The organism is Aporhodopirellula rubra (genome assembly GCF_014192335.1).
Classification (GTDB): Bacteria; Planctomycetota; Planctomycetia; order Pirellulales; family Pirellulaceae; genus Rhodopirellula; species Rhodopirellula rubra.
Map to the genome: position 1 here is coordinate 54372 of NZ_JACHXU010000022.1, position 15562 is coordinate 69933.

Sequence of the window (15562 nt, forward strand, 5' to 3'; positions counted from 1 at the left end):
GAACTGAGGAGCATCAAAACGGAGGAAGGACAATTTGGGAATCGCGGTCACACGCGAGTTCAGTGCCGTCAACGGTCAATTCAGCCATCTGTAGAAACGAAATCTTTTGGTGCGGTGTTCGTTGCTCCTCAGGCGGCGTCGGATACGGGCGGTTTGGTTCGGTGTGATAGAAGATGCCCGATTCATCTCGTGTCGCCGAAGTGTCGTTTGTGTGGAACGGCAAATTCATTCACGGAATACTTCAACACGGTTCCGTTGAACTGGTTGTTTTGAGGGTAATCGCCGGCCGCGCTGCGATCGTCGAATCCGACACTCAAATCGTCGATCGGTTGGACAGGGATCAGCCCCGGGGACCTACCGACGATGGGATCGACGTCGTTGAAGGAGAGTGTCATCGCGTCTTCGGTCAGCGTCGCTTTCAATGTCACGGTGCCCGTCACGGTCGCCTCGCTCGTTATCCGGCTGACGATCCCGTTAACACGCACGTCAAAGGCTGGATGCCCATTGATGAAATGCAACGCGAATCCGTGCTGGTTTCCTCCCTGCGCGATTGCCACGCCATGGGGTTTGTCCGAGCGTATTGTCACTTCAACATTCAGTGGTCGATTGGCGACGCGGGGCGACTGAGTCGACGGCGCCATCGATTGAGCTTTCACGTCCACTGCATTCTTATTCGATTTGGCTTTTGACTTTTGCACGACGCCGACGCGTTCTGCCCAAGTTTCCCATGCGGCGGCCATTGCTTCGACCCGTTCCGGATATTGCTCTGCGAGATCGTTGGTTTCACAGCGATCGTCGGCGAGGTTGTAGAGTTCCCATTTCAGTTCGTTGGGCATTCGCTTGCTGTAGACCGCCTTCCAATCACCGTCTCGCCACGCGTGAGCGGCTTGATGGTCGAACCCGATCGTGCGTGGCGGGGCGTTCTCACCTCGCATCACCGGCAGAAGGCTGGTTCCCTCGACGGGCGTGATGTTGGTGCCGTTGAACGTCGTTGGATATTCAGCGTCGGCGACTTCGATGAGCGTTGGAAGAATGTCCATCAGGTGCGCCGGTTTGCGAATCCAATCCTCGCTCACGCCGATACCGGCGGGCCAATGAGCGATCAGGGGCGTGCAGATTCCGCCCTCGTGAGTGAAATGCTTGTACATCCGAAACGGCGTGTTGCCGAGGTTGGCCCATCCGCTTCCGTAGGATTGATAGCTGCCGCGGTCGCCAATCGATCGGACATTGTCTTCCGTCGATAATTTTGTTTCTCCTCTGCGAGACTGACCGTCGAAACCAAACGGTCCCCATTCGTAACACGCCCCGTTATCGCTCATGAAGAGAATCAGCGTGTTGTCGAGGTCGCCGGTTTTTTGCAGATGCCCAAGGATCTTCCCGACGCCTTCGTCGACGCCTTCGACCATCGCGGCGAACACCGCCATCCGCCGTGCGAGGTCGCGTTTCCGATCTGCGTCGAGTGAATCCCACGCCGGATTTTGCTGGCCCGGAAACCCGTTTGCGATATCGTCGCGATCGACAGGGACGATTTCTCGGGGCGGCAACTTCCACCGTTCGCTATCGATCAATCCGATCTGCTTCATTCGTTCGAAACGCTCTTCTCGCAACACGTCCCAACCTCGTTGGTAGGTGTCATCATAGGCGTCGGCACGTTCCGGGGGCGCTTGCACCGGGAAATGGGGCGATGAGTGACCGAGAAACACAAACCATGGCTTCTCGCTCGCCTGACCCTTCCGAATGAACTCGATGGCGTATTGGTTGAACACGTCCGTCGCGTAAAACTCCTCCCGTGAAGGATCGATCTCTTTCTTCCGTCCTTCGGGCAATCGAACGTAGTAGTCGGCGTCGTATTGATCATGCGAGTGGTCGTTCGTGTAGCCGTAGAACTCGTCAAATCCGCGTTTGATTGGTCCTGTTTCGGGATGCAAGTGCCATTTTCCGACGTAGTAGCATCCGTAGCCGGCGGGTTTGAGAACTTCAGCGATCGTGACGCAGTCATCACGCAGTCGTCCGAGATATCCCGGTCCACGATTTCGATCGGGTGTTTGGGTCGTGAAGGCACCGATTCCGGCTTGGCTCGGATAGACCCCGGTCATCAATGACGCGCGACTTGGACAACATCGAGCCGAGTTATAGACTTGAGTGAACCGGGCACCGTTTGCCGCGAGCGAATTAATGTTTGGCGTTTTGATTTCACCGCCGTAGCAACCGAGGTCCGAGTACCCGAGATCATCCGCCAAAATAACGATGATATTCGGTTGATCTGCCGCAGTCGCTATGCGATCGCAAGCGAACGCAAACATGAGCAACATCGCGAGCGATAGTCTTGCAAGTAGCCGTGTGGTCATTTGAGTTATTTCGAGTAATTGGAACGTTCTTTCGGCCATGCCAACACGTTGGCTTGCTTCGCCCAGGCGGTCCATTCTGTTTTCAAATCAACAACGAGTTCAGGATGCTGGTGAGCGACGTTTTTTGTTTCGTTGCGAACGTCACTCAGGTCGTACAACTCCCATGCGGCGTCATCAGTCGCGTCGAGAGTCACCAACTTCCAATCACCTTTGCGAACCGCGGCATGTGTTTCCTGTTCCCAGAGCATCGTGCGACTGTTTCTCGATTTTGCGGCACGAGTCGCCCGTTCGTCGCGCGATGACAACCAACCATGCCCAATTCGGCGGAGTCCAGCAGTCGACTCACAACGAGGGAGTTTCGTCGACTAGCACTCGTAAGTTGTCTTGCCCCGCGCCGACATTCAATTGGAAGTGAAGCGTCTTTCCGTCGTCGCTCACTCGCAACGAATCCGCGGGAAGGTTGCCGTCTTCCGTCGCCTTGTCTTCGAGATATCGAAATTGCAGGTTCTCATAGTCGATTTCTGGATTTCCAAAGAATCTATCCGACTTCGCCAACGCCATGGGCCCGACAACAACCCCGATGATCGGCTTCTGGAACGAGACACTGCCCGTGAGCGTATGCCTGTTCCCTTCCCACCTTTCGACGGGCAGGTAGATAAGCAGATAACTGCTGACCAACTTTCCGGGCCTGATCGAGATTCGAGAGTGTCGGTTTTCGGGATACGATTCACTCGGTTTGATCGCCGCTATCGATAATTTTGTTTCGTTGCGATAGTTCATCGTTTCGGGAATCAGCAACAACTTCGAGTCATTGGCGAACTTGTCTAATGATCCGAGCGGGCCTGGGGGGACGAAGTCGATCAAATTTGACGCTTCGTCCACGCCGATCGTCAGCGGCCAGATGTCTTCGTACTGCTCGGGCGAATAAGCAACCGCACGGCTTTCGCTTTCGCTGCACGCGATCGACTCGCCTTCTTGAACGGTTTGAGGTTGCGAGACGCCGCCGCTGCTCTCGCGTTCGACCGAGACGCTGCCGTCGAACACCGACAGATCGACATCGCCGTTGACTTTGGCCGTCAGCCCGAAAGCGGTTCCACGGTCACGCACGGTCGTCCCGCCGCTGTGCACCACCAATGTGCTGTCTGCGGTAGGCATTCGAGCGGCAAGCTTGCCCATTTCGAGTTCAATTTCATCGGGCCCGATCCCGGTAAACGAAGCTGGGCCGGCGAGAGAAATGATCGCCCCGCTGTCCATCGACAAACGCACCGCCCCTGATGACAACCGGTAGGTCACCCGCTTATTTAAAGGGATGGAGGTTAGCGTTGCGTTCGGGATTTGGCCGTCCCATTTCGCGTGACTCGCATAGGTGATCGTTGCAAAGGTGTTACCCTCTGAACCGACGTTTGGATCGGGTGAGCCAGGTGGCGTGAGATGAGCAACCGTGGCATTCTCACCGCGAGGCTTCGGCGTCAACAACGCAATCGCGATCGATGCAGCCACGGCCACAGCGGCCGCCAACATCCAAACGCTGCGGGGTGTCCGTGGGGTAGTCGTGACGGGCGGAGATGGTGAGTGCGGAGAACCCATCGAGAACGCCGCGGTGCGAAACCGTTCACTGATCGCGGCACTTCGCACCTGCATCTCGGCAAACAAACGACGACGCTGTGGGTCGTCGAGCAGTTCTCGTTCGAATCGTGCCAACTCGGATTCGCTCAGGCCACCGTCTTGGTAAGCGGCTACCTGCTGGAAAAAAACGTCGAGTTCCTTTTCTGTCATCACTTAGAAACCTCAAATTGTTGGCGAACGCATTCACGCAGTGCTTTGTGAATCCTCGCGATGGCTTGATACGCGGAACCGATTTTTGCACCGATCGAATCGGCGATTTCGCGGCCAGACCGATTTTCGAAATAACGCATTTTTACAATCTCACGACTGCGAGGACTTAACGAGTCGAGGCATTTCGCCAACGCCTCACCGCGGTCGTCGCGTGAATACAAGTCCTCATCTTCCCATTCCTGTTCAAGTGCTTCCATCGCTTCCTCGCCCAATCCGACGTAGCGACCTTCTCGGGCTCGGATGATGTCAATCGCCCGATTCCGAGCGCTGACGCGAAACCATCTTCTCAGATGCACATCGGACTCGAAAAAATCGATCTGTCCGATCGCCTTCACACAAACTTCCTGGAAAACGTCCTCTGCCAAGTGATAGTTTCGCGTGACGCAGGCGATGTATGCCGTTAGCGCGAGCCGATCCTCGAGGAGGCGTTCAGTCGTTTGGGCGGTCGTCAGTTTTGTCATTACGCCATCAATACGGACGGGCGAGGCCGGATCTCGACACGCAGGTGTCTCTTTTTCGGACAATGTCATGGGGAAGCGACGTCCGTTGCACAGGGGGAGACTCAAATCGGCTCGGCGTACCAACGCCTGATTAGAGCAAATCACGGAGACGCCGGAGTGGCAGACGCCTCGCGCTGCGAGATTTCGAATCGGGCCACCAGTCGGTTGCCTGCCGAAAAAGTTGCTGGCGCCGGTAAGATGGGTTAGTTTCTTCCACCCTCGCCCTTCGCTAACCGGACGCAATCATCCGCGGCGGCTGATCCCAACCTGCCCCCGTTCAACCTTCCTTCGGATCCCCCCATGTCCCGAATCACCAATTTGGCAATCTGTGTTGCCGCGTTTGCGATCACGCTCGGCTCACCGCGTCTTTTGACCGTCGCTTCGGCCGCCGACGACCCGCCGCCGAACGTGTTAGTGATCCTAACCGACGACCAAGGATGGGGGGATTTGAGTTTGCACGGGAATCCCAATCTGCAAACACCGAACATTGATTCACTCGCTCGGGACGGTGCCAACATCAAGAACTTTTACGTCTGCGCGGTATGCTCGCCCACCCGTGCCGAATTCTTGACCGGTCGCTATCACACCCGCATGGGCGTCTACAGCACATCGCAGGGCGGCGAACGATTTGATCTCGCTGAACGCACGATCGGGCAGGCATTTAGCGACGCGGGATATCAAACCGCCGCATACGGCAAATGGCACTCGGGAATGCAAGCTCCCTACCATCCGAACTCACGTGGTTTCGGAGACTTCTACGGGTTCTGCAGCGGACACTGGGGTAACTACTTTTCGCCCATTCTCGAACACAACGGAAAGACCGTTCATGGGAATGGGTTTATCACCAACGATCTCACCGATCATGCGATTGAGTTCATTCGCGGCCATCGCGAAGCTCCGTTCTTCGTTTACCTGCCGCTGAACACTCCACACGCGCCGATGCAGGTTCCCGACGAAGATTGGAAACCGTTCTCCGACAAAGAACTCGTTCCTGACCCGCGTCCTGAGAACGCGAAGCGACAAAAGCTCGACCACACGCGTGCAGCATTAGCTCTGTGCGAGAACATCGATCGCAATGTCGGTCGAATTTTGGAAACGCTCGATTCACTTGCCATCGCCGATGAAACGATCGTCGTGTTCTTTTGTGATAACGGTCCCAACGGCTACCGTTTCAACGGCGGACTGCGGGGCGTCAAAGGTTCTGTGTTCGAGGGAGGCCTGCGCTCGCCATGTCTTGTTCGCTGGCCTGCACAAATTCCCGCCGGCACGGAAGTGGAATCCGTTGCCGGTGCGGTTGATTTGTTGCCGACGCTGACGCAACTCGCAGGAGTTGAAATCAGTGCGACTGCCGGGCCTCTCGACGGTGTCTCATTTGCCGACCAACTGAGCGATGAATCACAGGAAACAAACGAAGCCTCACCGACGAAGCGTTTGCTCTTTTCGTCATGGAAAGGTCGGTCGTCGGTGCGATCGCAACGATTTCGATACCACCTCAACGGAACGATGTACGAAATCGCGAGCGACCCGGGCGAGCAGATTGATGTATCGAAAAAGTATCCCAACGTTGCTGCCCGTTTGAAGAATCAACTCGAGCGATGGCGAGACGAAACCAACGCGGGTGCCTCACCGTCGGAAAGCGAACCCGTCTTTGCCGTCGGACACCCCGATGCACAGTGGACGCAATTGCCCGTTCGCGACGCGACGTCGTCCGGCAGCATTCGCCGAAGCAGCCGACATCCCAACAGCACTTACTTCTTCGATTGGACTGACTCGAAAGATACGATCGATTGGAATGTCGACGTCGTCGCAGGCGGAACGTTCGAGGTTCAACTGTGGTACGCGTGCGATGAAACCGCCCTTGGTACCGAGTTGGAATTGTCGTTTGAAGCCGATGGGCATTTGATTGGCGAACCAACAAAGGCGCGAGTCAGCCAAGTCACTCCATCGGGATTTGTCGCCGTCGAGTTTGACCGAGCACCACGCACCGAGGGGTACGAGAAAGATTGGCGACCGATGTCACTCGGCACGATTCGATTACCCGAGGCGGGCGGCACGCTGCGGCTGCGTGCGCCCGATATCCAAGGTGAGACGGGCGTCGAAGTGCGATTGATGGTTTTGCGTCGCGACTCGTAACAGACGTGATCGACGAAGGGATAATCAGTCGCTACGCGTCGCTCGATAAATCCAAGCCGCCGCCTTGCGGACGCGGTTTCACGCTGCCTCCGTAACCCGCAGCGGCGCGACGAGCTCCGTCACCCCTGACGAGTTGTTCGCCGATCTCATCGCGACTCGTCGTCAGTGTTTCCTGACACTTCGCTTCGCGAGCGAGCAACTCCTGATGCATCGAGTTACAGGCTTCGTTTCGCTCTCGATACACATCAGAGAACGAGGGCCGGGTCGCGAACGAATCAAAGTCCCGTTTGAATTGATCGGACAACGAAACGAACTCTTCGATCAAACGTTGTTTGACCCCGAGGATTCGCATCAGCTCGTTCATGTGTCCCTGTTCGATCGTCGCTTCTTGCTGGGTCGTCAGTTCGAGCAGCACCGTCAATTGCTGGTGTCGGGTGTCGATCGTTTGCTCTAGCTCTGCGATGGTTGCCATCGTTTGGCTCTCCAGAAATGCGTGATCACGACGAGGGTGTGGACGGCAGGATAACGCCTCGCCGCCTCAGACCTCAATACGCTTCGGGCTGTTTCCAGAAAACAAGCATTGTTCGGGCGAGGATCCGGAGATCGAGCAACAACGACCACGTGCGGATGTACTGATGATCGAATTCGACGCGCTTTTGCATCTTATCGAGCGTTTCGGTTTCGCCACGACAACCGCTGACTTGGGCCAATCCGGTGATTCCCGGTTTGACTTTGTGACGCATCATGTAGCCGCGGATCAGTCCCCGGTATTGCTCATTGTGGGCACTCGCGTGGGGCCGTGGGCCGACGAGGCTCATTGTTCCTTCAATAACGTTGAACAATTGGGGTAGTTCATCCAAACTCGTCCGACGCAAGATTCCGCCCACACGGGTGATGCGTGGATCGTTAGCTGTGGCCTGTTTGACCACAGGACCGTCATCGCAGACTCGCATCGACCGGAACTTCCAAACACGAATTTCTTGACCATCCAAACCGTATCGTCGTTGACGGAAAAAGACGGGGCCCGGGGACGTGACCTTGACCAACAAAGCGATCAAGCAGAACGGAATCGAAATCACGATCAATCCGGAAATCGCGATCACTAAATCGGCCACCCGTTTGGCCGCACCATCGATTCCGAATAACGGATTCTCAAACACGCTGACCGCCGGTAGTCCGCCAACCTGAGTCCAACGCGAATGCAACAACTCGAATACAAAGAAGTCGGGAACGATGTAGACCGACGCCGTTGAATCACTGAGTTCGTCGAGCAGAAACCGAATCCGTTTTTCGGCACGCATTGGCAGGGTGATCAACACGGTTTCGACTTCGCCAGAGCGTGCCGCGGCAACGAGATCATTCAAACTGCCATGCAACAACGCCGGTGACGACTCGTCGAGTTCCTCGGCGCCGGGGGCTCCCTCGATATCCGCGATCAGACGGTCGGAACTGCGGTCGTCATAAAAGCCTGCGAATTGCAATCCGAGCGCCGGTTCGTTTTCCACGTTCAGTTTCGTTTGCTGACCGAGTTGATTCCAGCCCGCGATCGCGACGCGACGCGATCCGATCCCGCGGCGCAGCAATCCGACTTGGACGATACGCAAACACATCCGCGTCAGTCCGATCAGGGCGGGGCTCGTCATCACCCATGCAAACATCACGCTGCGCGCAAACTGCTCACCGTAACGAGTCACAAACGCGGCCACCGCGAGTACAAAAACGGTCAGCGCCCACGTCGTCATGATGCTGACGATTTCGCCATCGACCGTGATCTGTTGGTCGGGACGTTGCAAACCGGTCAGTTTGCTGCTCAGGAAGAAAACAATAATAGCGAGCAAGCCCATCGCCCAGGCTGCGTCGTCGACGTAACCTCGCGCGAACATTTTCACCGCGATCAATGCGGCCATGATCGATGCGGCGTCAAGAAGTGGTTGCAAAAACTCGAACCAGTGGCGTCCTCCCATGATCGATGTGGAGGGACGCGAACCCACCGACGGGGATAGCGATGGGGTGGCCGTAGGAGTCGAAGCCATGGTGAACAAAAAGCAATGCGTGCGGGAACAGTTTGATGGACTGCACTACCCTAGGTCGTAAAACCCTCCGTCCAATCCATTCCCAAGTCCAGTGAGGTGGCTTGGTGCGTCAATGCTCCACTGCTGATTCGGTCCACACCGGTCGCAGCAACGGTAGCGATCGTGTCGATATTGATGTTCCCGGACGCCTCCAGTTCGACGCTCACGCCCGCGGCGTCCCGAGCGGCCACGGCGGTTCGTAAATCGTCGAGCGAGAAGTTATCCAGCAGGATGATGTCGATGCCCGTATAGAGAACTTGCTCGAACTGCCCCAACCCGTCGACTTCGATTTCAACAATCGACGGTGCGACCAACTGGTTCATCAATCCGCCCCGCATCGCCACCGCCCTCTGGGCTGCTTCCGCCGCGGTGAGTCGGTTACCCACGACCGGTTTGCTTGTTGTTGGGTCGCTCGTCATTGCGTCGCTTGTCGTTTGGTCACTCGTTTGTTGAGATCGGCCGAGCGCGAGATGGTTGTCTTTGATCAGGAAACCGTCGAACAGTCCGGTCCGGTGGTTGTGCCCGCCGCCGCATCGGACCGCGTACTTTTCCAAACGTCGCATCCCCGGCGTCGTTTTTCGCGTGTCATAAAGACGAGCGGACGTGCCCGCGATCAGATCGACATACCGACGTGTCATCGTCGCGATGCCGCACAATCGCGACAGCAGATTCAACGTCACCCGTTCGCTCGTCAATAGATCGCGAGCCGAACCCGACAGACGAACCAGCGGTGTCCCCGGTGAAAACGTCTCGCTCTCTCTGACGAGCACCTCGACGTTGAGGTCTGCATCGAATTCGTCGATAATCCACGGTACCAATGCCACCCCAGCGGCGATTCCATGCGCCCGCGAAACGATTTGGCACGCGCCGCGTCGGTCGGCGTCAATCATTGCAACCGTGGTCCAGTCGACCGCGACGTCGAGATCTTCGGAAATCGCCAGACGCACCAATTGCCGGAGATCGTTCTCCAATTGATCGTTCATCTCGACTGGCGCCCAATCGCGACGTGCGTTCTCGGAATCGGGTGTGTTGCTATTTTCGGGTTGGTTTTCAGCGTTCAACGTCTATCTTTCATTCGGAGAGAGAGATTTGGTAGTAATGTAGCAGGCCCGCTGCAGTCTTCCTGCCACCCCTGTGTTTGGACATCCGATGATAGGCGAATACAAAATCAGTCGCACCACACGCCGTTGCAGCGTTGGTAACCGGCCGCTCGAACCGGGCGAATATTACTATTCCGTGGTCACCGAAGGCGACGAAGAATTTCGGCGCGTCGACATTTCCGCCGACGCCTGGACGGGCCCGCCGGAGGGATGCATCGGACACTGGAAAAACCGTGTTCCGCTGCCCGAAGAAAAGAAACGCGAACTCGCACCGCCTGAGGTCCTCATCGAATTGCTGCGGTCGATGGCCGATCAGCCCGCGCAGGCGAAGATGCGGTATCTCCTCGCGCTCATGCTGTTGCGAAAACGCAGTCTCAAACCACACGAATCCGCCACCCTGATCCAGAGCGAATCGTCGAAAGAGTCGTCCGGGGCCGACGTTCAGGACGAGAACGACGAAGGAACAGACGCGGGAGACTCGCCCGAAAATGCGTTCGACGCGAGCGAGGATGGAACCTCGGAAACGCCCACCGCACGCCCGCCGAAGACGTCTCCCGCGGATTGGTTGCAATTGGAATCCAATATCGACGGCACCATTTTGTCGATCGAAATATGTGACATTGCCGCGGGCGAAGCAGAAAGCCTACAAGATCAGCTCGTCGACCTTTTGTACCGCGACGTGGAATAAACAGAACGCAGTGGCAGGGAGCCCGTTTTCGCAATGCATGACGCACGCACCGGCATGATCTACGCACTGGGATTTATCCTCTGTGCCGGATGTGCTCGGACCGTCACGGTCTCCAACACGCCACCGCCACCGGTTGTTTTCCAAGAAACGCCAGACATCAACGGCCTCGCCGCCGCGATCAACCGATCCGACGCCATCCGAGAGCTTTCGACCAACTCGGCCAAAGTCGACGTGCTCAGCATGTCCGCCGTGCCGACGTTGTCTGCGACCATGCATCTTCAGCGTGAGCGCAATTTTCGCTTGAAAGCGAGCGTGCCGATCATCATGGGCACCGGCATCGATCTCGGCAGCAATTCGCAAGAGTTCTGGTTCGAAGTCCCCGAGGGCATGACGCAAACGCTTTACCACGCCAACCACGATCAATACTCACGAAACCTCGATCGAGCGATCTTGCCGGTCGACCCGAGTTGGATGATGGAAGCCATCGGTCTGGCGAGGTTGGATCCCCACACCGTTATCTCAGGCCCCGTCACCCGAACCGACGGCCTGATCGAAGTTCGCACGGCCGTCCCGAGTGCCGTCGGAACGTACCAACGCGTCTGCTTCATCGAACCTTCGGCCGGGTATATCACGCATCTGTTCCTTTATTCGCCTGATCAGCGTCTCGTTGCGAAGAGTTTTGCGAGCGAGCATGAATACTTCAGCGAAGTCGACACGGTGCTGCCGCATCAAATCAAGATTGAACTTTTCCCCGCGAGCGGTCCACCGCTTGCGTTGCAGTTGAGCGTCGCGTCCTACAGCATCAATCAATTACTGTCCGGCGACCCACAACTCTTTGCGATGCCCACCACGACTAATCGGGTTGACTTGATGCAGCTCGCCGGTGGGCAAACACCGTTTGGCAACGCGACCATTGCTGGCGTCCCCGCGTCGTCGCCGGTCCGCGGAACCTCCGCGTGGGCCAGCCCCACGACGACCGCCGCAGGAACGCCGAGCACCTACAGTGCAACGGCCCCCACCGGTCCCCCGCTTCGCGGCATCCGCTACGAATGAGCCCGCTGGGTTAATCTCTCGCTGGCCAGTGAATTTAGCTAGCGAATTCGGTTAGCGAACTCGGCCAGCCGGTGGAGTCGAGCTCGGACGATCGTGTGGAAGCGATATCGGCTGCGACGAGCTTCTACCTTGGAAATCGGTCGGGATGGAGCCACTTGCTCGTTGGCCTCGCGAAGCCCCCATCCAGTCGATGCAAGTTGACTGAGCAAGCGAAACACGGGGATTTGTCGTGTTTTGCGAACGCCTGGGGACATTTCTTTTGGAAAACGGCTAAGAAATCACAGGCGCGGGCGTCTATCCTTTTGAGAGGATGAACGCGTCTTGATCCACAACGGCCAATCCCATCGATTTGAACTCATGTTGCAACAGACTCCTCGAGTCAATCGTTCTGACGAAGCGGGGCTGAGTGAACTCAGCCTTCGGGAGTTGTTCGACGCCGAGGAAACGACGCTGTTGCGATATGCGTTTTCGCTGACCGGGCGACGGGCAGTGGCGGAGGAGATTGTGCAGGATGTGTTTCTTCAACTGCACATTCATTGGGAAAACGTCGAGTCCCCTCGGGCTTGGCTGGTCCGAGGGGTGCGAAACCGCGCGTTCGATCTTCTCAAGAAGCACCAACGAGAGGTTCTCGACGGCGTTTCGCATGAACCGGACTCCGGCGCAGGCAATGAGTCGCCTGAGTCGATGTTGTCACGGATTGAGTTGACCGCGGCGCTGCGAAATCTCGTTGCACAACTCGATGAAACGGATCGCCAATTGGTGACGTTGAAGTATTTCGAGAATCTGTCGTATCGCGAAATCAGCGAAAACACCGGCTTGAGTGTTGGCAATGTTGGCTACCGACTGCACCACATTCTGAAAGACCTTGGTGTCAAAATGCGTCCTTTGGGAATCGACAATCTGTCATGAATGATCCTTCTCACCTTCCGCCGATTGACCCCGAACTCGAAGCACGAATCGTTGCGTTCGTTTTGGGTGAAGCGTCTGATTTCGAACGTGAGCAGCTCGTTTCTCTGATCGAGCAACGTCCCGAGCTGAAGGCGTTTCTAAACGAAATGGAGTCGCTGCATGGATTGATGCATGGCGCCGCTTCGCAGGAACCCGATCCAGCCGAAGAGGACTGGCAACTGCCGAATCAAAAGCGTGCTGCCGTTCTCGACGTCATCGAAGGCACCGCCGCGAGTGATGACGTGGTTGTTTTTAAACCAGTAAGGGGATCATGGCTTCTCGAGCCAAGCGTGATTCGGAAGTTCTGCGCCGTCGCCGCAGCTGTCTTGATCGTTGGATGCATGGGCACGTTTGCGTACATGTCGGTTCGCGAGCCGTTCGCGATGCATGCTGGCGCAGATATGAGCGTTGCATTGGATGCTGCCGCTGTGACCGCAGTACCGCTCGAGAACGCAGAGCATCAATCGGCCGCGTCACAATCGGCATCGGATCACTTCTATTTGGAGGAGCGTGAAACCGCTTTACCGATGGTCGCAAACTCGCGTGAGGAACGATTGTCGGAGATGCCAAGCAACCGCCCCGATCTGCTTGAAAGCGCGGTCGTCCCAGGAAACGCGATTACGATGGATTCGATACGACGCCCGCGAGAGGTGTGGCTGGAACTCGGCGAAGAGTCGGCAGGCGGCTTTGCGGGAGGAGCGTTGTCCGATGACGACGTCGATGCCAAAGACATGTCCATGTTTGGCGACGGTGTTCCTGGCGGCAGTGTTTTTGGCGACGATGATCAGTACTTTGATGATGAGATCGCACTCGGCGTCACGGAAGGATTGAGCCTCGAGATGGAGCCCGCTGCGGAGCGACAAAGCAAGGTGTCCGAAGACGATCAAAGAGCCCTGTATTTCGGTCGGTCCTCACGCGACAAGTCGGCGGCGGATTTGCAGCGTCAGATTCAGAGCGGTCAATCCGGAAGGCTTGCAGGAGGTGGTGAAGCCGACTTTGGGATGTCCGATAGTGCAAATGACGCGAACGGGCGTGGCGACAATGGTCTGTTGCGTTTTTCTATTCCGCAAATTGCGGAAGCCGGAAAACCGGTTCAAACGCGTGGTCTCCGAGTTCAAAGCGAAGATCGGTTTTACTCGGGTGCGGACGCTAACGTTCGTCGCGATTGGATGTATGACGACACACCGAATGCCTCTCTTCAAGATTCGTTGGGACGATCGATCGAAGGTAAGGCAGAAGCCAGCAAAAAGACTGCGGAGACAAAAGCCGACTCTCGATTTGATTTTCGGGCGGGGCAGCCAACCGAGGAATTTGGGGACGTTCTACATGACCGAGCGAGCGTTGGTTTTGAGATTGAGGAACTGGAGACCGATGGCATCGCCAGCATCGAGATTTCCGATGAAGTGCTCAAAAAGGACATTGTCGCCGCTGGGATCGTTCCGACACGGTTGCCATCGTCAGGCCTCGTCGATATACGAGCGGCGAAGCAACGTGAATTGTTACGAAGGTCTCGCTCGCGAATTGATTTGAACGAAAAGATCGCCGCGAATGAGCCGTTCTCTACCTTCTCGCTGCACGTCAGCGACGTGTCGTTCAAGCTCGCCCGCAATGCTCTCGCCAATGGCCAATGGCCTGACGCCGAGAAGGTACGTGTTGAGGAGTTCGTCAACGCGTTCAGTTACGGGGATCCGATGCCGACGCCCGACGAGAAGGTCGCCTGCCAAATTGAGCAGTCGATCCACCCGTTTGTGCAGCAACGCAACCTATTGCGAATTTCGATGCGAACGGCTGCGGCGGGGCGTGCTGCGGAAACGCCGTTGCGATTGACGTGCTTGTTAGACAATTCAGGTTCGATGGAACGCCTCGACCGACAAGAAACGGTTCGCCGGGCGTTCGCATTGTTGGCCGGTCAGTTGAAACCGATCGACGAGATCACCCTAATCAGTTTTGCTCGACAACCGCGATTGTTGGCGGACAAGGTCGCCGGCGATAAGGCGGACGGGTTGGTCGCGTTGATCGATGAATTGCCGAGCGAAGGCGGCACGAATCTCGAGGCGGCGTTGCAGTTGGCGTTCGAGAAGGCGAGCGAGCGACGCAGCGACAACGCTCAAAGCCGAATCGTGTTGCTGACCGACGGTGCGGTCAATCTCGGCGATGCCGATCCGAGCAATCTATCGCGGATGATCACGTCAATTCGTGATTCCGGGATCGCGTTTGACGCGGCGGGAATCATCGCCGACGGTTTGAACGACGAGGTGCTTGAGTCGATGACCCGACAAGGGGACGGGCGTTATTATTTGCTCGACTCGATCGAATCAACCGACGATTCGTTTGTAAAACAAATCGCCGGGGCGCTACGTCCGTCGGCGAAGAACGTCAAAGTGCAGGTCGAATTCAATTCGAATCGTGTCGGCCGTTACCGGTTGCTCGGGTTTGAAAAGCATCGACTCAATCGAGAGGACTTTCGCAACGACGCGGTCGATGCTGCCGAAATGGCGGCGGAAGAAGCAGGCGTCGCGGTTTACGAGTTTGAAGCGATGCCAGGCGGCGAAGGCGACGTGGGATCCGTTTCGGTTCGTTTCCAAGATCTCTCGACGGGTCGAATGATCGAAAATCGATGGCCGATCCCGTACCAAGCCGACGCGCCACGATTGGCTGAGTCGCAAACGTCGATGCAGATTGCCGCATCGGCCGCGTTTCTGGCCACGAAACTGCGTGGTGAGCCACAGGCGGAGACGGTCGAACTGAGTGACCTCTACCAAATGATGTCATCCTTGCCGGAGCGGTCGCGTCAATCGTCTCGCGTCGGTGAACTTCAACAAATGATCCAACAGGCCCAGCAACTCGAACGCTAGAGCATTTCAATCGACGACGTGCCCGTTAA

13 protein-coding genes are annotated in these 15562 nt (G+C 56.7%); 5 read left to right on the forward strand and 8 right to left on the reverse strand.

The window, feature by feature from the left end:
* Positions 1-13 precede the first annotated feature (13 nt).
* From FHS27_RS23920 to FHS27_RS23940, 5 genes are all read right to left on the reverse strand, one after another.
* Positions 14-229 (reverse strand): hypothetical protein, encoded by a 216-nt coding sequence (locus FHS27_RS23920; protein WP_184307899.1) that lies wholly within the window; start codon positions 227-229, stop codon positions 14-16.
* Complete coding sequence (locus tag FHS27_RS23925; RefSeq protein WP_315854673.1) at positions 183-2348, reverse strand: arylsulfatase; 2166 nt, start codon at positions 2346-2348, stop codon at positions 183-185. The genes FHS27_RS23920 and FHS27_RS23925 overlap by 47 nt, the downstream gene beginning before the upstream one ends.
* Before the next feature lie 5 nt (positions 2349-2353).
* Positions 2354-2596, reverse strand: a complete 243-nt coding sequence (locus tag FHS27_RS23930) for a hypothetical protein (RefSeq protein WP_184307758.1) — start codon at positions 2594-2596, stop codon at positions 2354-2356.
* Between the two features lie 94 nt (positions 2597-2690).
* Positions 2691-4127: a FecR domain-containing protein gene (locus FHS27_RS23935; RefSeq protein ID WP_184307760.1), complete on the reverse strand. Its 1437-nt coding sequence runs from the start codon at positions 4125-4127 to the stop codon at positions 2691-2693.
* Entirely contained in the window at positions 4124-4714 is a 591-nt protein-coding gene (locus FHS27_RS23940) for an RNA polymerase sigma factor (protein WP_246420763.1), read from the reverse strand. Before FHS27_RS23940 ends, FHS27_RS23935 begins: the two co-directional genes overlap by 4 nt.
* 270 nt (positions 4715-4984) lie before the next feature.
* Here FHS27_RS23940 and FHS27_RS23945 point away from each other — a divergent pair, with 270 nt between their 5' ends.
* The gene (locus FHS27_RS23945) at positions 4985-6817 is read left to right on the forward strand and encodes an arylsulfatase (RefSeq protein ID WP_184307762.1); all 1833 of its coding nucleotides are present in this window, start codon (positions 4985-4987) and stop codon (positions 6815-6817) included.
* Between the two features lie 31 nt (positions 6818-6848).
* Here the strand turns inward: FHS27_RS23945 and flgN are convergent, their stop codons facing one another.
* From flgN to FHS27_RS23960, 3 genes are all read right to left on the reverse strand, one after another.
* The gene (flgN, locus tag FHS27_RS23950) at positions 6849-7289 is read right to left on the reverse strand and encodes a flagellar export chaperone FlgN (protein WP_184307764.1); all 441 of its coding nucleotides are present in this window, start codon (positions 7287-7289) and stop codon (positions 6849-6851) included.
* A 73-nt stretch (positions 7290-7362) separates the two neighbouring features.
* A complete protein-coding gene (locus FHS27_RS23955; RefSeq protein WP_184307878.1) occupies positions 7363-8781 on the reverse strand; it encodes an undecaprenyl-phosphate glucose phosphotransferase in 1419 nt (472 codons plus the stop codon).
* A 119-nt stretch (positions 8782-8900) separates the two neighbouring features.
* The gene (locus FHS27_RS23960) at positions 8901-9872 is read right to left on the reverse strand and encodes a nicotinate-nucleotide diphosphorylase (RefSeq protein WP_184307880.1); all 972 of its coding nucleotides are present in this window, start codon (positions 9870-9872) and stop codon (positions 8901-8903) included.
* A 166-nt stretch (positions 9873-10038) separates the two neighbouring features.
* Between FHS27_RS23960 and FHS27_RS23965 the strand changes: the two genes are divergently transcribed.
* The 4 genes from FHS27_RS23965 (at position 10039) to FHS27_RS23980 (ending at position 15533) form a co-directional block, all read left to right on the forward strand.
* Positions 10039-10677: a hypothetical protein gene (locus FHS27_RS23965; protein ID WP_184307766.1), complete on the forward strand. Its 639-nt coding sequence runs from the start codon at positions 10039-10041 to the stop codon at positions 10675-10677.
* 33 nt (positions 10678-10710) lie between these two features.
* Positions 10711-11730, forward strand: a complete 1020-nt coding sequence (locus FHS27_RS23970; protein WP_184307768.1) for a hypothetical protein — start codon at positions 10711-10713, stop codon at positions 11728-11730.
* Positions 11731-12087: 357 nt separating this feature from the next.
* Positions 12088-12639: an RNA polymerase sigma factor gene (locus tag FHS27_RS23975; protein ID WP_246420767.1), complete on the forward strand. Its 552-nt coding sequence runs from the start codon at positions 12088-12090 to the stop codon at positions 12637-12639.
* Positions 12636-15533 carry a vWA domain-containing protein gene (locus tag FHS27_RS23980; protein ID WP_184307772.1) on the forward strand — a complete coding sequence of 966 codons (2898 nt, stop codon included), beginning with the start codon at positions 12636-12638 and terminating at the stop codon, positions 15531-15533. Before FHS27_RS23975 ends, FHS27_RS23980 begins: the two co-directional genes overlap by 4 nt.
* The last annotated feature ends 29 nt before the right edge of the window (positions 15534-15562 follow it).